This is a genomic window from Waltera acetigignens, assembly GCF_025567015.1.
GTDB classification, from domain to species: Bacteria; Bacillota; Clostridia; order Lachnospirales; family Lachnospiraceae; genus Acetatifactor; species Acetatifactor acetigignens.
Genome location: NZ_JAOQJO010000013.1, coordinates 61,246 through 82,466 on the forward strand (window position 1 = coordinate 61,246; position 21,221 = coordinate 82,466).

The window sequence follows — 21,221 nt, forward strand, 5'->3', positions numbered from 1 at the left end:
TTACACCTGATGACCTGTGTAATAAAATCCATGGCATTCATCCAGCGATACATTCACTATCTTCCCCACAAGTGATGCATCCCCCTGAAAATGTACCAATGTATTGTTGGACATTCTTCCGGTGACCATGGAGCGGTCGTTTTCGTTGATCTCTTCCACCAGCACATCTGCAATCTGTCCCTGATATCTGCTAACCTGTTCTCTGGCAGTCTCCTGCACGGTCTTAAGTACCCGGTCAAACTGTTCCTTCACCTGCTCCTCTGGCACCTGTTCCATGGCTGCCGCCGGAGTACCGGTACGTTTGGAATAAATAAAGGTAAACGCATTGTCATATTTCACACGGCGGATCACATCAATGGTCTCATCCACGTCTTCTTTCGTCTCTCCCGGAAAGCCTACGATAATATCCGTGGTAATAGCCATATCCGGGATCTCCCTGCGGATCTTCTCCGCCAACTCCAGATACTGTTCCTTGGTATAACGACGGTTCATGGCTTTTAAAATCTTCGTGGAACCGGACTGTAAGGGCAGATGCAGATGTCTGCAGATCTTTTTCGAATGCTTCATCACCTCAATGAGTTCCTCCGACAGATCCTTGGGATGGGAAGTCATGAATCGGATCCGCTCCAGGCCTTCGATCTTCTCCACTTCCTGCAGAAGCTGCGCAAAGGTAATGGGGTCCTCCAGATTCTTGCCGTAGGAATTCACATTCTGTCCGAGCAGCATGATCTCCACCACACCGTCCGCCACCAGGCCTTCAATCTCCCGAATGATATCCTTCGGATTACGGCTGCGTTCCCTGCCGCGGACATAGGGGACAATACAATAGCTGCAGAAATTATTGCAGCCGAACATAATATTGATACCTGATTTGAAAGAATACTTTCTCTCCACCGGCAGATCTTCCACGATCTTGTCCGTATCCTTCCAGATATCAATGACCATTCCCTCATTTTCAAACAGGGAGCATAACAGCTCTGCAAATTTGAAAATATTATGCGTTCCGAAGATCAAATCAACAAAACGATAACTGGTCTTGATCTTTTCGATCACGGAAGGTTCCTGCATCATGCAGCCGCACAGGGCGATCTTCATATGGGGATTTTTCTTCTTGTAACCGTTCAGTACCCCCAGTCTTCCGTAAACGCGCTGATTTGCATTGTCTCTGACCGTACAGGTATTGTAGATCACGAAATCCGCATTTTCGTCCTCAATGATCTCATAGCCCACTTTCTCCAGAATTCCCACCAGTTTCTCGGAATCCCTGGCGTTCATCTGACACCCGAAAGTCGTCACGCAGCAGGTCGGCTTTCTGCCCAGCTTTTCTCCAAGCTTTGCCACATGACCGGAGGCTTTCTCCATAAAATAATACTGTCTCTCCGTTTCGTTCATTTGTGTTACATTCGTCATATAAAAAAATGTTGCCTTTCCAAATCAGTTTTTGTTCTCATCTTATCGATTCGCATATTTTGCTGCAATGGCGATCAGCAGTTCCGTAGTCTTCTCCATGGACTGTACGCAGGCGTACTCGTATCTGCCGTGGTAATTCTCTCCACCTGTGCACAGGTTCGGACAGGGCAGCCCCATAAAGGACAGTCTGGCTCCATCTGTACCGCCGCGGATCGGAGATACTTTGGGCTCGATTCCCAGTTCTTCCATGGCAGCTTTCGCATTATTGATCAGATGCATGTGCTGCTCCATAATCTCCCGCATGTTATAATATGAATCCTTCATGTCGACTACGACCGTACCTTCTCCGTATTTCCAGTTCAGGAAATCGGCGCAGGACATAAACAGCTCTTTTTTTTGTTCGAACAGCTGTCTGTTATGATCCCGGATAATGTAATCCGCCGTCACTTCCTCCACGTTGCCCTGTATGGCGTCCAGGTGGAAAAAACCTTCATATCCTTCCGTATACATCGGGTTCTGCTCAGTGGGCAGTTCACTCTGGAACTCCTGTGCGATCAGAATAGCATTTTTCATTTTCCCCTTGGCGGAACCAGGATGTACACTCCTGCCATAGACATGGAGTTTTGCTCCGGCTGCATTAAAGTTTTCATATTCCAATTCCCCCAGCGCTCCGCCGTCCACGGTGTAGGCATAATCCGCACCGAACAGCTTCACATCAAAATGATCGGCTCCAGCACCCACTTCCTCATCCGGGGTAAAGCCGATCCGGATCTTACCATGCTTTTTCTCCGGATGCATTAATAAAGTCTCCGCCATGGTCATGATCTCAGCCACACCGGCCTTGTCGTCCGCGCCAAGCAAAGTCGTTCCGTCCGTCACGATCAGATCTTGTCCCATATAATGTAACAGTTCCGGAAAATCCTCCACCTTCATGACAATATTCTCTGCTGCATTCAACACAATATCTTTTCCATCGTAATTCTCTACGATCCGGGGATTTACGTTGGTATCCGTCACCGCCGGAGAGGTATCCATATGGGAAATGAAGCCAAGTACCGGAGCTTTCTCGCAGCCTGCGGATGCCGGAATTGTGGCATAGACATAACAGTGCTCCTTGTCATAAGTGATCTCTGCGGCCCCCATGGCCTCCAGTTCGCTCACCAGCTGTCTGGCCAGATCATGTTGTTTCATGGTACTGGGGATGGTGGTGCTTTCTTCACTGGACTGGGTATCGATCTTTACATATCGTAAAAAATTTTCAATGGTCTTGTCCATAATCTCACTCCTTAACTTATACACCATCTCGCTTAAAAGCTCGATGATGTACATTCGCCAAATACAGATCCTTGTGCAAGCACGAACCTGTACCTGGCTCATCGTATACACAAATACAACTGTCCTCTCTTACGCTCTTATAAACGCGGACAGCTGTATCTTATTTATCATATCATGGTGTTGGCAACCCTTCAATCATTAATTTCAAATTTTATATTTCTCGGAAATTATATTTCTTGGAAATTATATTTCCGTATTTCCCGACAGATCCCTCTTGACAGCGTCAGTACCGCCAGCAGATTCGGTACTGCCATCAGTCCGTTACAGATATCCGAAAAATCCCACACTGCTTCCAGCGAGCAGACCGCTCCCAAAAAAGTGACCAGTCCATAGCCCAGGCGATACCACTGGGTTCGGTCACAGCCGCCCGTCAGATACTCAAAAGCTTTCTCCCCCTGATATTCCCAGGCGATAATCGTGGCAAATGCAAACAGTACAATGGAGATTGTGAGCATCCATTCCCCTGTTCTGCCGAAAGTATCTGAAAAAACAGCGATCATGAGGGCTGTACCGTTCAGGACTTCTCCCCGGGGGTCCCTCTGCCCCAGCATTCCACTGGCCGCAATGGCAAGCCCCGTCAGAGAGCAGATCACAATGGTATCAATAAAGACACCCGTCATGCTGATATATCCCTGATGCACCGCATCTGACGTATCTGCGGCAGCAGCACTGATTCCCGCCGCCCCCAGTCCCGCTTCATTTGAGAAAACACCTCTGGAGACCCCATAGCGCATCGCCATTCTTCCGGAATTGGCGATTCCGTTTTCCACTGCAAGCATCATCCCTGCCGCCCCTCCTGTCATAGCCTCCGGGCAGAAAGCTCCCCACAGGATCTGCACCACACCGGCGGGAAGATTCTTAAAATGGGTAAAGATCACCATTCCCGTTCCAAACAGATAAAACACTGCCATACAGGGCACCAGATATTCCGTCACCTTCGCAATGGTTCCTATCCCTCCCAGAATCACCAGAATCGTAAGCAGACTTAACACAATTCCCGTGACTGTCTGTTTTACCTGAAACGTCACCGAAAGTGCCTCCGCAATAGAATTTCCCTGTGTCATATTTCCCATGCCGAAGGAAGCCAGCACTGCAAATGCTGCAAACAGCATGGCGAGGATCCTGCCTGCCGTTTTCTGTGGGAATGCATTTTGCAGTACATACATCGGACCGCCTGCCGGTTCCCCCTTTTGGTTTTTGACACGATACCTGACACACAGTGTGCTTTCTACCAGTTTGGTCGACAGCCCGATGATCCCGGACAGTAACATCCAGAACAGAGCGCCCGGCCCTCCCAGTACCATGGCAGTGGCTACCCCTACAATATTTCCCGTTCCAATGGTGGCCGCCAGTTCCGTGGTCAGGGAAGAAAACGAAGATACTCCCCTGCCCTCTGTTCCCTTCCGGCTTTCTGGCAAAAACACACGCCTGAGTGCAGCAGGCAGATTCTTCAAGGGAAGAAATCGTAAGCTAAGCATCAGATAACAGCCGGTTCCCAGCAACAAAAAAATAAGCCAGGGTCCCCATATGATCCGGTCTGCCTGCTGTAAAAGTTTTTTTATTCCTGTGATCATAAACAGTCGTATCTCCCCGACTTATTTTCTAAAATATATTCTTTATTTTTCTATTTTATACCGTTGCTATCACTGTCCGGCTGCTTTTCCGGATTCCTGTATTTTCCGGAATGTATTTACTGGATATCCGGCAGAAAACCCGGTATCTTTTCTGCGATCTCACGGATCCCGAACAGATATCCGATGCCTTTCTCCAGTTGTCCTTCGGAAGCATTGAGCAGTGTTGCGGTCAGATGCAGCTTATGCTCTCCATATGCAAGATCACACGAATACTCACCGTTGTCGTTTTCCATGGTCATCCGGTCCTCCGCTTCTATTTCAGCTTCTTTATCCCACATGATCTGTGCATTGGTATCATAAGGTGCCTCTCCTTCGATTTCAATATAGGTCCCGGAATCATAATCATGCAGATAAGACTGCATATAATCGGTGATAAAATAATAAGGGGCATCCGCACCAATATCATCCCAGGTGACAGGTTCTGTCTCATCTTCCAATACAACCTTCATGGCATAGAGTGTTCCGGTCTCGGAATCCACGACACACTCTATACTGACTCCCGTAACCTCCTCTTCCTTCATGCGCATACAGATGTCATAGGCCATGATCGCGAATCCATCCGACAGCTTTTCATCATACAAAATATATCGTTTGATGGAAATATGATCTGTATCCATATTTTTGAAAAAATAATCCTCCGGGATCACACCCATATCCTGAAAAGTGTAATTCCATTCCGTATTTAAAATATATTCATCGATCAGACTATATATTTCACCATCCGTTGCAGCTTCATAATCCTGTTCAGAGATATAGTACTGTTTTCCCAAAGCGATACCGTCTGCCAGATTTTGAAGTCTGCGCACGGTGTCTGTCTCATACTCTTCCTTCCAGACGGTATAATCCGTTCCTGTATTCGATATACTGACTGACCCAGTCAGCCTGCTTTTATCCTGCAATCGTAACAGCCCTTCCGGTCCTGCGAATGCAAATACGATCAGCACGAGCAGTCCGCCCATACATAGTAGGAAATTGCGCCGGTTCTTATTCTCCTGTTTTTTCATATTCCGCCTTTTGCTCCCCTGTTGCTTTTATTTTTTACAGCATGTTTTTCCCCGGGAAAATATAACCGCATTACCGTGCCTTCTCCAAGCTTGCTGTCAATCTTCAGTTCCCCCTGATGCAGGGTAATGATCTTCTGACAGAGAGCCATTCCGATACCGGCTCCGCCCTCCTTGCGGGATCTGGACTTATCCACCATATAAAAAGCCTCCGTGATCCTCGCGATCTCTTCCTGAGGGATCCCCCTGCCGTTGTCTACCACCTTGATCTCATATCCCTGTGTGCGCTTACTTCCCTTCATCAGAATAAATCCGCCTTCTTCCACAGCCTTTACGGCATTATCCAGCAGATTATATAACAGTGACAGAAGCAGATCCCTGTCCCCCCAGATCACTCCTCTTTCCAGATCGATCTTCCCCCGGATCCTTTTACGTCCAAAGGGGATCCGCATCGTATCCCGAATATTTTCCTCCAGTTCTTTCGTCTGAAGCTTCTTGAATTCTAATTCCTGTCTATCCATTCCCACCAGCTCCAGCAATTTGTGAGAGAGGCTTTCCAGACGTTTTCCCTGACTGAAAATATAATAAGTGGCTTCGCCCCGCTCCTGTTCTGTCAGTTCATAGGAGTTCAGCATATCCGCATATCCGATGATAGAAGTCAGCGGTGTTTTGAGTTCATGGGCAAATGCCGCCGTAAAATCTTCCTTCTGTTTTGCTTCCAGCTCTTTTTCCTCCATCTGACGTACCAGTCTGTCCGTCATCCGGTTAAAGCTTCTGGACAGTTCTCCGATCTCATCTGTGCCCTGATAGACAGCTCTCTTCTCAAAATCCCCTCCTGCAATCCTTCCCGCAGTGCGGTTTAACTGCTCTATGGGGCGGGTCAGATATCTGGACAGCAAAAAAGCTGCCAGACCACCGATCACCAACAGACCTGCCAGCGCAATACCATATTGCCGCATCATACTACTCCGTTCTTCATAAATGCCGCTCAGATCCTTCAGGATCCCTAGATATACCGTATCTGCCGAATCCGTCGCCTGATCTGTGATGATGCTGAGCAGATAATAACACGTTCCTACCTTGCGGACTCCGTAGACCTGATCTGCACCGGGATCCATAGTCCGGAGCATTTCCTCCGCAAGCCTCCTGATCTCATCCTGTGGCAGTTTCAGGCTGCCTGCCAGAGTGATCGTGCCATCTGTTTCAAGGATCATACATTCCGTACCGTTCTGATCCGTCATCCGTTCTGTTGCGGAATTTCCTGCCTGTATCCCAGCAAATTCCGCTCCGTATTTTTCCATGTTCTGATACACCATATCATATATGGTCTGAAACAAAAGATTTTCCCGTTTTCCCTGTTCTGTCTCCCGTTCCAGCATCCGGTCAAAATAGGAAGACAGCATGAAAGTTCCAAAGAGCAGAAAAATCACTGTAAGAAGCGCAATCACTGAAAAAAACAATTTATGAGCGAACTTCATTCAACCGATACCCCACTTTATATACTGCCACGATCATCTCTTCCCAGTGCAGTTTTTTCTTCAGCCGCTGTACATGCAGGTCCACCGTGCGGCTCTGTCCCATATATTCACCGCCCCATACGGTCTCGTATATAGTCTCCCGGTACAAAGCCCTGTTTTTATTTCTTGCAAACAATAACAGAAGATCAAATTCCTTCGGTGTCAGATAGATTTCTTCTCCATCCAGTGTCACTCTGTGGGATGCCGTATCTATAGTTACATTGTTGACCTGTATCATCGTCTCCGTCTTATGATATCTGCGCAGCACTGCCTCTACTCTGGCCAGAAGCTCCACGATCTCGAAAGGCTTCGGCAGATAATCATCTGCGCCCATGCGAAGCCCTTTTACTTTATGTTCCGTAGAACCCAAGGCTGTCAGAAAGATCACCGGAAGCTCACAGGCTTTCGCATAATCCATCAGTTCATAACCATTGATTCCCGGCAGCATGATATCCAAAAGTGCCAGATCGAATTTCTCCCGCTCCATAAGATCCGCTGCGGTCTGTCCGTCCGGTGCCCAGGTGCACTGGTACCCGGCTCTCGTCAGATTGATCCGGATCAGATTGGCAATGGGCTCCTCATCTTCTGCAATTAATATTCTAAGCATTTCCCTGTCCCTCGACCACGCTTCCCAAGCTCACGAATTCGTGCTATCGCACTCTGCATCCTGCTTCGCAGGATATTCGTTCGCTAATAGTGCAAGAAAAACAAATGTCTGCTTCGCAGCCGCTTGTTTTTCTTTTACACATATTTATATTATAGCATATCTCATCTTTGTATCCAATTTGTATCATCTATTTATTTGGCACTATTTTTTCGTCCGATCATACCATATATTAAATGAATTATTGGAAAGGATTGCTATGAAAGACTATTCTTTTGAAGAACATTTTGAAAAATATCCACTGGCCATGGCCTATGTTCCCTGGCAGCATTTCACCAAAATGTATGAGAATCTGGAAAAAGGCTACCAGGCGGGTACCATTTTTCCGGAGCTTGACAAACCTTTTACCGGAAGGAGATGCGTAAAATGAACAGTGAAGAAAGAATGCTGCACGACATCGGCATTGCCGACTTCGTTCTGACGGATCTGATGCTGTATCTGGACACTCACCCCACAGACCGGAATGCCATGGAGTATTTCAACCATTATACCAGGATCAAGACACAGATGGAGCGGGAATTCTCCAGAGAATATTACCCCCTGCGGAAAGATCTGGCAGAAAGTAACAAGGAGTGGCGTTGGGGCAACGCTCCCTTACCCTGGGAAGGAGGATGTAACTGATGTGGAGTTATGAGAAAAGATTACAGTTCCCTGTAAATATCAAGGAACCCAATGCCAAACTGGCCCAGGTCATCATCTCCCAGTACGGTGGCCCCGACGGGGAAATGGGTGCCAGCATGCGTTATCTGTCCCAGCGTTATTCCATGCCCTTTAAGGAAGTGGCAGGACTGTTGACGGATATCGGAACTGAAGAGCTTGGACATTTGGAAATGGTTGCCACCATCGTTCACCAGCTGACCCGTGACCTCTCCATGGAAGAGATCGAGAAAAGCGGATTTGCCAATTATTATGTGGATCACACCATTGGTGTCTGGCCTCAGGCAGCAGGCGGTGTGCCCTTCAATGCCTGTGAATTTCAGGTAAAAGGAGACATCATCACAGATCTGCACGAAAGTATGGCTGCGGAACAGAAAGCCCGCTCCACCTACGACAACATTCTGCGCCTGATCAAGGATCCGGATGTCTGTGAACCCATCAAGTTCCTCAGAGCCCGGGAGATCGTCCACTACCAGCGCTTCGGTGAAGCCTTGCGCATTGCCCAGGATCACCTGAACTCCAGGAACTTCTATGCGTTTAACCCCGGTTTTGACCGCTGCGATTCCTGCGAGACCTGATAACTGTTTACCATGCACGCTTCCAGAATCCAATTTTGTATCAAAACAATTTAGAAAAGGCTGCCGGTTCCGAATCCTATAATTTCCGTTTCGAAACTGGCAGCCTTTTTTCAATTTTCAGAATTATCTCTTTTCGCCAGGTATTATCTCTCTTCACCCATGAAGAACAATGCCAGTGTTCCGGGGCCGGAATGAGAACCGATGGTGGGGCCCACATAGTTGATGAGGAAGCTGTCCATGCCAAAGCGCGCCTTTACCAAGTCTCTCACCAGTTCCGCCGCAGGCAGATCATCACCGTGGCTGATGAAAACAATATCGTTCTGGTCACGGTAGGATCCCATCTTCTCCTCCATGTAATCCACCAGTGCATGCAGAGATTTCTTACGTCCTCTTACCTTACCGATGACAATCAGATGTCCATCGTTATCTACATGAAGCTTGGGTTTGATACCGGCCAGTGTTCCTACAAATGCCGTAGCCTTGCTGACACGTCCGCCGCGGTAGAGGTGATACAGATCATCCACGGTAAATACATGTACCAGATGCAGACGATTATTCTTCACCCACTCTGCCACTTCTTCCATGGATTTGCCCTGATCTCTCAAAGTCACTGCCTTGTGGACCAGCAGTCCCTCTCCCAGAGAAGCGCACAGACTGTCGATCACGATGATCTTGCAATCGGGCTGTTCCTCCATGATCTCATCCGCCGCGATCCGCATGCTGTTGTAAGTACCGCTCAGTCCGGAGGAAAAAGCGATACAGAGGATCTCTTTATTTTCTTTCAGATATTCCGTAAAATGAGCCTTTGCCTCCTCAGGGTTGACCTGGGATGTAGTCGGCATCTTGCCCTGTCTCATCAATGCATAGAATTCTTTTTCGGGAAGTTCCTGTCCTTGTCCATAAGTCACACCATCCATGATATAGCTAAGGTTCATGCATCCAAGATCATGTTCCTTCAGATACTCTACCGGCAGATCAGCAGTACTGTCTGTAACGATTTTAAACATTGGTTACCCTCCTGATGCTATCAATTTTTCCTAAGCATACATCAAAAGGGCACCCATTTCAATTTTCGCTGACAAAAGTGATACATTTTGTCACATTTTTCTGGTTCCTGGCATTCTTCCACGGAAGAAACGATTTCTCATTTTTGCTCTGTCAAAAGGAATCAGCGGATACAGATAGCTTTGTCCGGAGATTGTCTTATTCGTAAGGAGCGCCAGCGCAAATATAATCAGTCCGGCAATATAACCCCATATTCCGAAAAGCTGTGTCAAAATCAGATTGAGGATCCGCATAAATTTCAAGGCATAACCCAATTCATAATTAGCCTGCGTGTAATTAGCAATGGCCACAAATGCCATGGCAAGCATAACCTCACTGGAGAACCACCCACTCTCCACCGAAAATTCTCCCAGCACCAGCGCCGCCATGACACTCAAGGGAGTACTCAACATATTCGGTGTGTTGACCGCCGCCAGCCGCAGTCCGTCAATGGCCAGCTCCAACAGTAAAAACTGCAGGATCAGAGGCACATTGGGATCCTCTTTCAGAATAATAAATTCCAGATTCTCTGGGATCCACATCCGATGATTCATAAGGAGCAGATATGTGGGTGTCACGAAATACGTGAGCAGTGCGATCAGGAAACGGGTCAGACGCAGATACGTTCCGGTGACCGGCGGAAAGTAATAATCATCCGCCTCTTCCACCACATCAAAGATCGTGGTGGGCAGGATCATGGCAGAAGGGGAATTGTCCACCAGGATCACCAGATTGCCTTCCAGCACCTGGGCCGCCGCCGTATCCGGCCGCTCCGTGTATTTGAACTTCGGAAACGGATTGTACCACTTCCGCTGGTACAGACATTCCGCCAGGCTTTCCTGATTCATGGCCAGAGCATCCACCTGAATGGAACGGATCCGTTCCCGGATCTGCGTAAGAAGTTTCGGATCCACACGGCTCTCCATATAACACAGTACGATATCTGTTCTGGAATTCTCCCCGGCATTAAGCATTTCCATATGAAGATCCGTACTACGGATCCTGCGGCGGATCAATGCTGTATTGAATACCACTGTCTCCACGAAGCCGTCCTTGGACCCCCGGAGTACCTTGTCCTTGTCCGGCTCCTCCACCCCTCTGGCGGGATAGGTTCTGGCATCGATCAACACCGCCTTTTCATAACCGTCCAATAACAGGACAAAGACGCCGGACAGCAAAGCTCCCAGTATTTTCTCCCAGGTATCGTCCAGATCCACCTCCACGTAGGGAATCGCGATTTTGGACATCTCATGGGCATCCTTTGGGAAGTCCTCCGCCTTCAGATCCATCAGATACTGTAATATTTTCTGCATCAGTTCATCCTTGCAGAAACCATCGATCAGATACATGCAGGCATCGGTGTCACCGAGACGGATCACCCGGTGAATAATATCGAAATTGGTTTCCAGTCCCATCAGTTCATCCACATACTGCATATTCTGCTGAAGCTTTTCCGATATTCTGACGAGCTTTGGTTGTTTGTTCTGTGGCATAAAAAATCCCCCTTGGGTCTATGATCTAAATTTCATCATGTCCCATTCGGGGGATTTTATTCTGCTATTTTGTTGTTTTACCTGTTACTTCGTGGTGCTTCCGAAGCCGCCGTTACGGATTCCTTCCGCATCATCATCTTCCGTGATGCCATACTGCATAAAGATTCCCTGTGCAAATCCGGTTCCCGCAGGAACCTCCACGGTCTTGCCTTCATTGGAATCATTGGTGATCTTCATGAAGATATGTCCTTCATTATCTGAAAAGAAATAGTCACTGTCAATGATGCCCACGGTATTGTTCATCTGCAAACGGTATTTAAAGCCCAGTCCGCTTCTCGGATAAATCTGTAATACCCAGTCCTCCTTCATTTCAGCACGAATGCCGGTAGGAATCTTGATGGTCTCTCCCGGGGCCAGGGTAAAGGCAAACGGTGCGAAGAAATCATATCCTGCGCTTCCTTTCGTGGCTCTCCTGGGAAGTTTTAAATTTTCATACATTTCCTTGATCTGTGCTTCCGTATACTGAGGATATCCCTCCTGCATGGCAGTCAAAAACTGCCCCGGACTTACAAAATGAAATTTTGCTATTCTGTGCATTGTCTGTTCTTTCCTTTTTCTTCTTACATTACCGGCTGAAACCAGCCGCTTCCTATGCGTAATCCCCGCAGTGCAATACCGGCACCCGTCTATGGTCACTGGCCAGGGTCTTCTTCACATCGATCACCCGCTGGTTCTTACTGCCCTTCCACAGGAGCTTTACATCTTTTTCCTCCACATGGAATTCACCGTCTACTACCACATCCACATACTGCATCACCGGCAGATCACAGATGTCTTCCCAGCTGTCCCCGGTGTACATCCAGATCGTTTTCGTGGGATATTTTTCCCGGATTTCACTCATGAGTTCTCTGACATCCGCCCGGTTCACGGGATGCATCGGATCTCCGCCGGAAAAGGTAATACCGGAAATGTACGGCTTTTCCAACTGTTCGAAGATCTCCTGTTTTGCGCTTTCGTCAAATAAGAGTCCTCCGTCAGGATCCCAGGTAATAGGATTCTGGCATTCCTTGCAGCAATGGTTGCAGCCTGCCACCCACAGTACGACCCGCAGACCATCGCCGTTCAGCATATCGTCCTTGGTTATATTATGATATCTCATTTATCTGTCCATCCTGTCTCTACATACTTTTCCGCTCTGCGATCTCCGCCATCTTGGCATCGTTCAGTCTTGTATCTCCATGTACTCTGGAGTAAGACAGATAGCCGTTCATACGGTCGATCTTGGTCAGATTCCGGCTGCCGCAGACAGGACATACATCCATTTCCAGTTCCTGATGGCCACAGTCGTCGCAGTAAGCCAGAGACAGATTGACACCCTCGTAGAAGCCCATATCCATGGCTCTGTGGATCAGTGTCTTGATGGCTTCGGTATTGTAATCAATGGGATATTTTACATACTGGATCTTACCGCCGTTGCTCAGATCCCAGAAACGGTTCTCCAGATCCTGTTTCTGGATCGGCGTAATATCCTCTGTCACATGGCAATGGAAGCTGTTGCTGACATATTCTCGGTCGGATACACCCTCGATAATACCGTATTTTTCACGGAACTGCTTGACCTGAAGACCGCACAGATTCTCCGCTGGAGTTCCGTAGATGGCATACAGATTGCCGTCCTCTTCCTTGTACTCGGAGATCTTCTGGTTGATATGCTCCAGAACTTCTACCGCAAATGCACCGTCTTCCACCAGTGATTTGCCGTTGTACAGTTCCTGCAGTTCATTTAATGCCGTAATGCCGAAGCTGGCCGTAGCGGATTTCAGTAACGGTTTGATCTTGTCTGTCAGCTTCAGATGTCCACCCAGGAAACCGCCCTCGCAATATGCCAGAGGATTCGTGGACGCACGCATTTCTCCCAGATAAGCATAGGTCCGGATATGCAGCTGACGGATCAGTTCCAGATAATAATCCAGCACTTCATAAAAGTCTTTGCTTTCTTTTCTTGCCTTGGCCAGAATCATGGGCAGATGCAGGGATACCGCACCGATGTTGAAACGTCCCACAAATACCGGCTGGTCCTTGTCATCTGCAGGATGCATGCCGCCTCTCTCATACCATGGAGACAGAAATGCTCTGCATCCCATGGGAGATACGATCTTGCCATACTGCTTGTACATGCTTGCCACATAGCCCTTGCCGGTAAGACTCAGCCAGTCGGGATACATGGTCTTGGCAGAGCATTCCACACCTGCCTCGAAAACATCCTCCAGCGGCTTTCCGGGGCCGTGCAGATTCTCATCATATAAGAATACGATCTTAGGGAACAATACAGGCTTCTTGTGGTCCTTTTTGCCCTGTCCCTTTCTGCGGACATCCAGCATGGTAATAGTCGCCATCTTTGCAAATTTACCGGTGCCGGTTCCTGCGGTCACGGTAATAAACGGATAATCACCACGGCTGCTGGCCACAGTATTGAACTTGTACTCCCACCCCTGGAAACCCTGTTCAAATTCTTTCTGGACATCTGCCAGTGCCTCTGCTTCCGCCACATCTGCGGCAATACCCAGACGCTCATATTTTGCCAGCGCTCTGTTATAAGACTTCTCCGCATACGGCTCCAGGATCAGATCCACGCTGGGTACGGTGAATCCGCCGTACTGCTGGCTGGCTGCACTTAAAACGATATCGCCGATAACATCAAACGCCACATCCAGTGTCTTCGGCTCATTGTACCAGATATTGCCCATCTCAAATCCGCCGGTCAGTACACTCTGCACGTCGAACAGACAACAATTCATGGTATCTCTTCTGGCGGACATGTCATGGACATAAATATAACCGTCCCGGCAGGCCTGGATCTCTTCCGTGGTCAGGAAGAACTTCTGGTACAATTCCTTGTTCAGCTGATTGAAGATCAGGCTGCGCTTGGTGGATACCAGTGCGGAATCCGTGTTGGCATTTTCCTTGTCTCCGATGTACATGATGGACTGGCTCTTTTTGTAGACATCATCCAGCATCCGTACAAAATCCTGCTTATAGTTACGATAATCGCGGTAGCTTTTTGCAACGACCGGTTTTACCTGCTCTAAGGCACTTTCCACAATATTGTGCATAATGGGAATGGGTACTTCATCCACTTCCAGTTCATTTACTTTTTCTACCACATGCCGGCAGATCTGCTCTTTTTCTTCTCTGGTGAATTTTGTCAGGGCACGGTACGCACTCTTGCCTACAGCGCTGATCACCTTCTGTACATTAAAAAGCTCTTTGCTCCCGTCCTTTTTAACGACGTAGATCTCTCTGTCCGGTCTGAACTTTTTGCCATAATCTTCATTTTCTTCATGGGCATGTTCAAAATTACTGCTCATCTTTCTCTTCCCTTCATCCGATAATCCCCGGCTGTTGCCCGGATTTACTGTATTCCCCTCACTTACGATAACGTTTGTAGATACCATATATGGTATCTGTAGTCATCAAAAAGCAATATATTGTGGGTGATATGTACCAGTATAAAAAAGAATCCCTGGCTTGTCAACGAGGGATCCCTTAGAAAACTATACAAAAAAGATTTTCAAATTTTGGGTAACTTTTTATTCCGCCTCCTGTGACTGTTCCCGTAAAATATCTGAAAGCCACTGTACATAGCGCTTTTGTACCGCTTCCGGCGCTACGATACGGGCCCCCTGTCCGATACCGGCCAGCCATCCGAAGAACTGTCCGCTGACCGCCACCTTTGCCCGGATCCGGAACACTTCCTCCGACATGGGACGGATATCCGTCTCCCTTCCGAAGCGGTCCAGTACCACGCCGGTCAGGCGCACCGGAAACTCCATGGTCACCACGCTCTCCTCTCCGGCAAACATGCCGAAGGTCTGGTTCGTATAGGAGGTCACATCGATCTGTGAAAACTGTTCCACTCCTTCTCTGGGCAGATCCGTCACTTCCGCCTGTCCCATCTTGTCCACACGGTAATGCTTGATCACTCTGTCTTCACTGTCGTAGGCGGCCAGATAATAATTTTCCTCCCGCCAGATCAGGGCCCAGGGACTGACGCATTTGTTGCCGTTTGGTCTGGGCACCAGCTGCTTTTTAAGATTCCAGTCCAGGTAGACAAAAGAGATCTGCTTATTTTCCTGAATAGCCCGGTGGATCGCATCAATGCTGTAATAAATGCTCTCATTCTCCGTCTTGACTCTTCCGGCCACATAGACCTGTCGCTGCAGTTTACCGGCATCGTTTTTCCCGGCGATCTGCTCCAGCTTCCGGATCAGTTCTCTGGATTTTTTCGTGGTGATAAACCGGGAAGACTGTACCGCGTCCACCAGCAGCTTTAATTCCGGAAGTTCAAACTCCCGGCTGCCCAGATAATATCCGCCTCCCAGTCTGCTCTGCACCTGCACCACATCATAACCGAAATCCGCAAGACATTCCATATCGTTGTAGATACTCTTGCGCTCTGCATGGATTCCCTGATTTTCCAGATATTTGATGATATCCGGTGTGCTCATTGGATGGTTTTCATCCGTGTTCTCCCGCAACATCTTGATCAGATATAAAAGTTTTAATTTCTGTCCCGAAGATTTTGCCATGGATTATTCTTCTGTCTGTTTCTTTTCCTCTGCTGCATTCTTTTTCTTGCGCAGAGTGATTCCCAACGTAATGGCCACTGCACCTACAACCGCAATGACTGCCAGTACTACCAGATAAGATAAAAATGAATTCAAAAAGCTTACTGCCATAATGTTTTCTCCTTTTCCCGATATCTTTGTATCCCAAAACTATTGCATGTATTAGAAGTATACCAACGAAATCCCCGTATCGTCAAGTGGTCCCTTCGGATATGGCCGCCGGGGTATTTATCCATTTTCCTGTCTTAAGAAAATTTTCCGCCTGTCCGGAAGCCTTCTTTATGATCTGTTCCTCATACCCCATCATCTGAAGCAGACGGATCGCATTTCTGGTGGATGCTTTTCCCGGCAGCAGCTGATAGGGGAACAGGATATCACCGTCCCGGATCACTTCCTCAAAATGATAGTTGTCATAGTATTCCTTCAAAAGCTCCGTCATTTCAATATCATGGGTAGCGGCAAAACCAAGCGTTCCGCTCTCCGCCAGACGGATCAGGATCTGCGTTGCCGCGGCGATCCGCTCCACCGTATTGGTTCCCCGAAGCACCTCATCCACAAAACAAAGCACCGGAGTTCTCCGTTCCCCGGCCGCATCCAGGATTCGTTTCAATGACCGGATCTCCACAATATAATAGCTCTCCCCGTTTTCCATGCTGTCCCGCAGGGCCATGGAGGAAAAGATCTGAAATATCGGTGCATGATAACTTTCCGCCGCGCAGGTATGGATCGTCTGTGCCAGAACGGCATTCACCGCCACCATTTTTAAGAACGTGGATTTACCGGAAGCATTGGACCCCGTAAGCAGAATTCCTCTGTCCGCCCGGATACTGTTTTTCACCGGCTGTGACAACAGCGGATGCCAACCCTTCTTCATATGCAGAAAAGCTTTCTCCGTATCTTCTTCCAGTTTCGGAATACAGTACCCTTCCAGAGATTTCCGAAATCCGCCTACGGATATGGCCATATCCAGGTACCCGGTGATTGCAAGCATGGTTTCCACTTGTCCGGTCTTTTTCCGCAGCTTTTCCAGCATCCGGTTAAACTGAAAGATATCCAGATGCAATATCATCCGCAGATAATCCGCAAGGATATCCAGAGGATTTCCACCAATCTTTCCCTGATTTCCAGCCATGACCCAATAGGCTCCCCGCCTCAACTCCCGCAGGCTCTTCAGTACCTCCCGAAGTTCATCCAGTTCTCTCCTGTATACCGGTATTTTCTGCTTCTCCAGTTCTTCACATACATCGATCAGCCGTAATACATAAGCGAAGCTGATAATATACGGTTCGATCACTTTTTTCTCCCGAAAATATGTCATGATATGCCAGAGCATACACAAGACGATTCCTATGGTACCCATCGCAGGCTGTACGAACAATAACAGGAGAAATGGAAGGTACAGCAGATTTCCCAGCACAATCTTACGGTTGGAACGCTCCCCCAGATAATCCAGGTTATCCAGATAATCGTAGAGAGAATATTTTCCCAGATGTCCCAGCCGTTTCATCAACAGCTGGATCCTTACTTTTATATTCTCCTGCTCCTGCAGCCAGTTAACCACTTCTTCCAGATGTTCCAGTGCCTCTCTCCCGCAGGAAATATTCCGGAGCGTATAGTACAGATATTCCTCTCCCGCCGCAGAATAGGTCCGGTCGATCCGGCGAAAGACCTCGTCCATTCCCAGATCGTTCCATGTGATATCATCCAGCTGCTTCTCTTCCTTATGCCGTTCCAGATAGCTGCCCAGTCTTGCAAACCGCTCCAGTGAATATTCCTTCGGTGGTTCTTTTCCGTAATTTTCACGAAGATACTTCTTGAAAAGTTTTTCCTGATTTTTCGTCTGTATCAGCTCCTGCACTATCATAAATATAAAAAGCAAAAGCAATACGCCCGCAAATACAACAAATTCCATATTTTTTCTCACTTTTCCGGATATAAGAAGGCAGGCACCGCGCTGTGCAGTGCCCGCCCCCATATTCTGACCTGTTTTTTATATTTCTTATTTGTAAAATTCTTTATGCGACAATAAAGAACTTTAACAGGAAGATCAAGGATAATACATAGGTAAGTACGGATACGTCCTTAGCTTTACCGGTAAATACCTTGATAACGGTATAGGTGATCAGACCGATACCGATGGCATGTCCGATAGATCCGGAGATCGGCATGGCGATCATCATCAGAGCCACGGGAAGCGCCTGGCAGATGTCATCAAAATCTACATTCTTAAGACCTGCTACCATAAGGACACCCACATAGATCAATGCGGAAGAGGTAGCTGCCGCAGGAATGATACCGGCGATGGGTGCGATGAAGATACATGCAAGGAACATAATACCGGTGGTCAGTGCGGTCAGACCGGTGCGTCCGCCTGCTTCCACACCGGAGGCAGACTCTACGAAGGTGGTAACGGTGGAAGTACCGGTTACGGAACCTGCCAGAGTGCCTACTGCATCAGACAAAAGTGCCTGCTTCATGTTAGGCATTTTTCCATCCTTATCCAGCATTCCCGCACGGCTTGCGGTTCCTACCAGAGTACCGATAGTATCAAACATATCAATGATACAGAATGTAACGATCAGAGTAATTGCAGTAAACCAGCCAATCTGTGCAAATCCCTGGAAGTTAAACTTAAACAGTGTAGTGGACGCCATATCTCCGAAGGCCGGTACGAAGGATGCAGTTGCCAGAGAAGCAAAGGGATTTGTTCCCAGGAAAATGGCCTCTCCTGCCCAGTAGATGATGCTGGCGATCAGCATCCCCAGTAAAACAGCACCCTTGACACCTCTCTGTGCCAGAACAACAATGGCAAACAGACCTACGAACATGGTAACAACCGACAGCACCATTGCGGAATATCCGGATCCCATATTGGTCTTAGCCAGTGAAGGAGTCAGTGCACCGAAGAAGTCTCTCATAGCATAGAAAGGTCCCCCGTTCTCGGAATAGATTCCTGCATTGGAACCGACGCCGATGTTTAACAGCATCAGACCGATGGCCGGTGCGATACCGAGACGTACGCCCAAAGGAATGGCATCCACGATCTTCTCACGGATATTCAGCACGGAGAGGATCAGGAATACAATACCTTCCACCAGAACAATACACAGGGCAGCCTGGAAGGATGCCACATAGGTCATGCCGGTCAGGGCTACGATATTGGTTACTACGACTGCAAAAAAGCTGTTCAGTCCCATGCCGGGTGCCATGGCAAAAGGCTTGTTTGCCAGAAATGCCATTACGATGGTACCGATGGCGGATGCAATGCAGGTTGCCAGGAAAACACCGTTCCACAGCTCCGGCATGGTATCCTTGCCAAAACCGGTCAGCAGGTTCGGATTCAGGGCTATGATATAAGCCATGGTCATGAACGTGGTCAGTCCGGCAATGATCTCTGTCCTTGCGGTGGTGTTGTTTTCCTTCAGTTTGAAGATTTTTTCTAACATCTTTTCCCTCCTAAGTATTCTGGGAGCCACGCGGGAGCTCCGTTCTATGTCTTCTGAGTTATTTTTCTTACTCAGTCAACAGTCTCTTTACGATCTTCTCGCATTTTGTGTAAATACGTTCCGGATTCTCTCCCACATTAAATTCTCCGTTACGATACAAAATCTTGCCGCCGATCATGGTCATGCAGACATTGGACTTGCTGCCGCTGTAAACCAGATTCTTGGGGATGTTGTGAATGGGCTGCATATTGGGCTGGTGCAGATCGATCATAATAAGATCTGCATATTTTCCCTTTGCAAGAACATCTGCGCGGTTCAGGCGCATTGCCTTGGCACCGTTCACCGTTGCCATCTTCAGTACCTCCACGGCATCCATGCTGGACGCATCCTTCTCTAACAGTTTGCTTAAGCCGGTGACTAAGAACATCTCCCGGAACATGTCCAGACAGTTATTGCTGGCCGGTCCATCGGTTCCAATGGCTACCGGGATCTTGTGCCGCACATAGTCGGCAATGGGTGCAATGCCGCTGGCCAGTTTCGTGTTGGAGCCGGGATTCGTGATCACATACATCCGATGTCTGCGGAAGACATCCATATCCTGTTCCGTCACATGAACGCAGTGGAAACCTCCTCCGCCAAAATCAAACATTCCCAGAGAGTCTAAGAACATGGGCGGTGTCATTCCGTAGCGAGCCTTACACTCTTCCACTTCCTTCTCCGTCTCGGAGATATGGGCATATACCGGTGTCCGGTAATGATGTGCCATTTCCGACACTTTCCAGAGCAGTTCCTTGGAACAGGTATATTCCGCATGAAATCCCAGCTGGTAACTGATCAGAGAATTCTTCTTATTCCATTTTAAAAACTCCTCTTCTACCTGTTTTGGAGAAGAACTGAAATTATTCAGTCCGGATACCAGTACACAACGCATTCCGGTGTCCAGACAGGCCTCAGCAATAGTATCCGGTGTCAGGTACATATCGAAAATGGAAGTCACTCCTGAGGTCAAGTATTCCAGCACTGCCAGTCTGGTCAGTTCATAGATGTCCTCACCGGTCAGTTTTGCTTCCAGAGGAAATACCTGCTTGTTCAGCCACTGATCCAGAGGCAGGTCATCTGCCATGGAGCGCAGGAAAGTCATACCGGAATGGGTATGTGCATTTTTAAATCCGGGCATCAGAAGGTTTCCCTTGCAATCCAGTTCAATATCCCACGCAATTCTGGGGAACTGGGATTTGTCCCATTCCTCCGCAAGTTCTTTCTGTTCCGCCACATAGGCGATCTTGTCATTTTTTACCCATACTTCACCATAGAAGACTTCTCTGCCGGGTTCCATGGTGAGAATTCGTGCATTATATAATCTGATATTCATCTGATTGCATCTCCTCCAAATCCAAAGGGAAGTAATTCTTTTAAGGTATAGCGTTGATAATCCTGTTCACTATTTACCACGTAGATCACAAAATCATCCCTGCAAAATTCCTGCATCACCTGTCTGCAGATACCGCATGGATACGCATATTCCACCGGTGCCTCTCCGGATATTCCTCCGGCAATGGCAATGGCTGTAAATTCCCGTTCTCCCTCGCTGACCGCCTTGAAAAAGGCGGTACGCTCCGCACAGTTCGTAGCTCCGTAAGAAGCGTTTTCAATATTACCGCCAAGGTATCTGTGTCCATCCGCAGTCAGTAGTGCCGCTCCCACCGTATAACCGGAATAAGGAGCATATGCCAGTTTTCTGGCTTCCAATGCCTGGCTGACCAATGCCTTTTCTTCTGTCTCCTGGATCATCCGCATCTCCTTTTTCTCTGTGT

At 48.1% G+C, this 21,221-nt stretch carries 20 protein-coding genes; 3 read left to right on the forward strand and 17 right to left on the reverse strand.

What is annotated here, in order from left to right:
• The 6 genes from miaB to OCV96_RS12740 form a co-directional block, all read right to left on the reverse strand.
• Nucleotides 1-1,410 carry a tRNA (N6-isopentenyl adenosine(37)-C2)-methylthiotransferase MiaB gene (gene miaB, locus OCV96_RS12715; RefSeq protein WP_022312485.1) on the reverse strand — a complete coding sequence of 470 codons (1,410 nt, stop codon included), beginning with the start codon at nucleotides 1,408-1,410 and terminating at the stop codon, nucleotides 1-3.
• A gap of 42 nt (nucleotides 1,411-1,452) precedes the next feature.
• A complete protein-coding gene (gene pepT, locus OCV96_RS12720; RefSeq protein WP_262594675.1) occupies nucleotides 1,453-2,685 on the reverse strand; it encodes a peptidase T in 1,233 nt (410 codons plus the stop codon).
• Between the two features lie 227 nt (nucleotides 2,686-2,912).
• Nucleotides 2,913-4,319, reverse strand: a complete 1,407-nt coding sequence (locus OCV96_RS12725) for an alanine/glycine:cation symporter family protein (protein ID WP_118537847.1) — start codon at nucleotides 4,317-4,319, stop codon at nucleotides 2,913-2,915.
• 116 nt (nucleotides 4,320-4,435) lie between these two features.
• On the reverse strand, nucleotides 4,436-5,383 hold the full coding sequence (locus OCV96_RS12730) for a hypothetical protein (RefSeq protein ID WP_262594676.1): 948 nt from the start codon (nucleotides 5,381-5,383) through the stop codon (nucleotides 4,436-4,438).
• A complete protein-coding gene (locus OCV96_RS12735) occupies nucleotides 5,380-6,840 on the reverse strand; it encodes a sensor histidine kinase (RefSeq protein WP_262594677.1) in 1,461 nt (486 codons plus the stop codon). The genes OCV96_RS12730 and OCV96_RS12735 overlap by 4 nt, the downstream gene beginning before the upstream one ends.
• A 1-nt stretch (nucleotide 6,841) precedes the next feature.
• Nucleotides 6,842-7,504 (reverse strand): response regulator transcription factor, encoded by a 663-nt coding sequence (locus OCV96_RS12740; RefSeq protein ID WP_022312480.1) that lies wholly within the window; start codon nucleotides 7,502-7,504, stop codon nucleotides 6,842-6,844.
• Nucleotides 7,505-7,760: 256 nt separating this feature from the next.
• Between OCV96_RS12740 and OCV96_RS12745 the strand changes: the two genes are divergently transcribed.
• Genes OCV96_RS12745 through OCV96_RS12755 form a run of 3 tightly spaced genes read left to right on the forward strand, consistent with a single transcriptional unit; the run spans nucleotide 7,761 to nucleotide 8,796 of the window.
• Nucleotides 7,761-7,931 carry a spore coat associated protein CotJA gene (locus OCV96_RS12745; RefSeq protein ID WP_022312479.1) on the forward strand — a complete coding sequence of 57 codons (171 nt, stop codon included), beginning with the start codon at nucleotides 7,761-7,763 and terminating at the stop codon, nucleotides 7,929-7,931.
• A complete protein-coding gene (locus tag OCV96_RS12750; protein WP_022312478.1) occupies nucleotides 7,928-8,182 on the forward strand; it encodes a spore coat protein CotJB in 255 nt (84 codons plus the stop codon). Before OCV96_RS12745 ends, OCV96_RS12750 begins: the two co-directional genes overlap by 4 nt.
• A complete protein-coding gene (locus OCV96_RS12755) occupies nucleotides 8,182-8,796 on the forward strand; it encodes a manganese catalase family protein (RefSeq protein ID WP_118503931.1) in 615 nt (204 codons plus the stop codon). Before OCV96_RS12750 ends, OCV96_RS12755 begins: the two co-directional genes overlap by 1 nt.
• A 143-nt stretch (nucleotides 8,797-8,939) precedes the next feature.
• On the opposite strand, the gene OCV96_RS12760 is transcribed toward OCV96_RS12755, so the two are convergent.
• From OCV96_RS12760 to cdd, 11 genes are all read right to left on the reverse strand, one after another.
• Nucleotides 8,940-9,803 carry a DegV family protein gene (locus OCV96_RS12760; protein WP_022312476.1) on the reverse strand — a complete coding sequence of 288 codons (864 nt, stop codon included), beginning with the start codon at nucleotides 9,801-9,803 and terminating at the stop codon, nucleotides 8,940-8,942.
• Nucleotides 9,804-9,893: 90 nt separating this feature from the next.
• Nucleotides 9,894-11,333: a spore germination protein gene (locus OCV96_RS12765; RefSeq protein WP_262594678.1), complete on the reverse strand. Its 1,440-nt coding sequence runs from the start codon at nucleotides 11,331-11,333 to the stop codon at nucleotides 9,894-9,896.
• 84 nt (nucleotides 11,334-11,417) lie between these two features.
• Nucleotides 11,418-11,930, reverse strand: coding sequence for a dUTP diphosphatase (locus OCV96_RS12770; protein ID WP_022312474.1), 513 nt, complete (start codon nucleotides 11,928-11,930; stop codon nucleotides 11,418-11,420).
• Nucleotides 11,931-11,982: 52 nt separating this feature from the next.
• Nucleotides 11,983-12,492, reverse strand: coding sequence for an anaerobic ribonucleoside-triphosphate reductase activating protein (gene nrdG, locus OCV96_RS12775; protein WP_022312473.1), 510 nt, complete (start codon nucleotides 12,490-12,492; stop codon nucleotides 11,983-11,985).
• A 19-nt stretch (nucleotides 12,493-12,511) separates the two neighbouring features.
• The gene (gene nrdD, locus OCV96_RS12780; RefSeq protein WP_262594691.1) at nucleotides 12,512-14,701 is read right to left on the reverse strand and encodes an anaerobic ribonucleoside-triphosphate reductase; all 2,190 of its coding nucleotides are present in this window, start codon (nucleotides 14,699-14,701) and stop codon (nucleotides 12,512-12,514) included.
• A gap of 222 nt (nucleotides 14,702-14,923) precedes the next feature.
• A complete protein-coding gene (locus tag OCV96_RS12785; protein WP_022312471.1) occupies nucleotides 14,924-15,922 on the reverse strand; it encodes a helix-turn-helix transcriptional regulator in 999 nt (332 codons plus the stop codon).
• Nucleotides 15,923-15,925: 3 nt separating this feature from the next.
• The gene (locus OCV96_RS12790) at nucleotides 15,926-16,072 is read right to left on the reverse strand and encodes a hypothetical protein (protein ID WP_181968655.1); all 147 of its coding nucleotides are present in this window, start codon (nucleotides 16,070-16,072) and stop codon (nucleotides 15,926-15,928) included.
• Between the two features lie 82 nt (nucleotides 16,073-16,154).
• Nucleotides 16,155-17,873, reverse strand: coding sequence for a MutS-related protein (locus OCV96_RS12795; RefSeq protein WP_262594679.1), 1,719 nt, complete (start codon nucleotides 17,871-17,873; stop codon nucleotides 16,155-16,157).
• A gap of 103 nt (nucleotides 17,874-17,976) precedes the next feature.
• The gene (locus OCV96_RS12800; RefSeq protein ID WP_118503923.1) at nucleotides 17,977-19,407 is read right to left on the reverse strand and encodes an NCS2 family permease; all 1,431 of its coding nucleotides are present in this window, start codon (nucleotides 19,405-19,407) and stop codon (nucleotides 17,977-17,979) included.
• 67 nt (nucleotides 19,408-19,474) lie between these two features.
• Nucleotides 19,475-20,779 (reverse strand): amidohydrolase, encoded by a 1,305-nt coding sequence (locus OCV96_RS12805; protein ID WP_118503919.1) that lies wholly within the window; start codon nucleotides 20,777-20,779, stop codon nucleotides 19,475-19,477.
• Nucleotides 20,776-21,198, reverse strand: a complete 423-nt coding sequence (gene cdd / locus OCV96_RS12810; protein ID WP_022312466.1) for a cytidine deaminase — start codon at nucleotides 21,196-21,198, stop codon at nucleotides 20,776-20,778. The genes OCV96_RS12805 and cdd overlap by 4 nt, the downstream gene beginning before the upstream one ends.
• Nucleotides 21,199-21,221: the final 23 nt, after the last annotated feature.

Coding starts and splice junctions, on each gene's coding strand:
- OCV96_RS12765 (WP_262594678.1), bottom strand. CDS start 11,333: ATGCCACAGAACAAACAACCAAAGCTCGTCAGAATATCGGAAAAGCTT.
- pepT (WP_262594675.1), bottom strand. CDS start 2,685: ATGGACAAGACCATTGAAAATTTTTTACGATATGTAAAGATCGATACC.
- OCV96_RS12795 (WP_262594679.1), bottom strand. CDS start 17,873: ATGGAATTTGTTGTATTTGCGGGCGTATTGCTTTTGCTTTTTATATTT.
- OCV96_RS12790 (WP_181968655.1), bottom strand. CDS start 16,072: ATGGCAGTAAGCTTTTTGAATTCATTTTTATCTTATCTGGTAGTACTG.
- OCV96_RS12760 (WP_022312476.1), bottom strand. CDS start 9,803: ATGTTTAAAATCGTTACAGACAGTACTGCTGATCTGCCGGTAGAGTAT.
- OCV96_RS12770 (WP_022312474.1), bottom strand. CDS start 11,930: ATGCACAGAATAGCAAAATTTCATTTTGTAAGTCCGGGGCAGTTTTTG.
- OCV96_RS12725 (WP_118537847.1), bottom strand. CDS start 4,319: ATGATCACAGGAATAAAAAAACTTTTACAGCAGGCAGACCGGATCATA.
- miaB (WP_022312485.1), bottom strand. CDS start 1,410: ATGACGAATGTAACACAAATGAACGAAACGGAGAGACAGTATTATTTT.
- nrdD (WP_262594691.1), bottom strand. CDS start 14,701: ATGAGCAGTAATTTTGAACATGCCCATGAAGAAAATGAAGATTATGGC.
- OCV96_RS12755 (WP_118503931.1), top strand. CDS start 8,182: ATGTGGAGTTATGAGAAAAGATTACAGTTCCCTGTAAATATCAAGGAA.
- OCV96_RS12740 (WP_022312480.1), bottom strand. CDS start 7,504: ATGCTTAGAATATTAATTGCAGAAGATGAGGAGCCCATTGCCAATCTG.
- OCV96_RS12805 (WP_118503919.1), bottom strand. CDS start 20,779: ATGAATATCAGATTATATAATGCACGAATTCTCACCATGGAACCCGGC.
- cdd (WP_022312466.1), bottom strand. CDS start 21,198: ATGATCCAGGAGACAGAAGAAAAGGCATTGGTCAGCCAGGCATTGGAA.
- nrdG (WP_022312473.1), bottom strand. CDS start 12,492: ATGAGATATCATAATATAACCAAGGACGATATGCTGAACGGCGATGGT.
- OCV96_RS12800 (WP_118503923.1), bottom strand. CDS start 19,407: ATGTTAGAAAAAATCTTCAAACTGAAGGAAAACAACACCACCGCAAGG.
- OCV96_RS12745 (WP_022312479.1), top strand. CDS start 7,761: ATGAAAGACTATTCTTTTGAAGAACATTTTGAAAAATATCCACTGGCC.
- OCV96_RS12785 (WP_022312471.1), bottom strand. CDS start 15,922: ATGGCAAAATCTTCGGGACAGAAATTAAAACTTTTATATCTGATCAAG.
- OCV96_RS12750 (WP_022312478.1), top strand. CDS start 7,928: ATGAACAGTGAAGAAAGAATGCTGCACGACATCGGCATTGCCGACTTC.
- OCV96_RS12730 (WP_262594676.1), bottom strand. CDS start 5,383: ATGAAAAAACAGGAGAATAAGAACCGGCGCAATTTCCTACTATGTATG.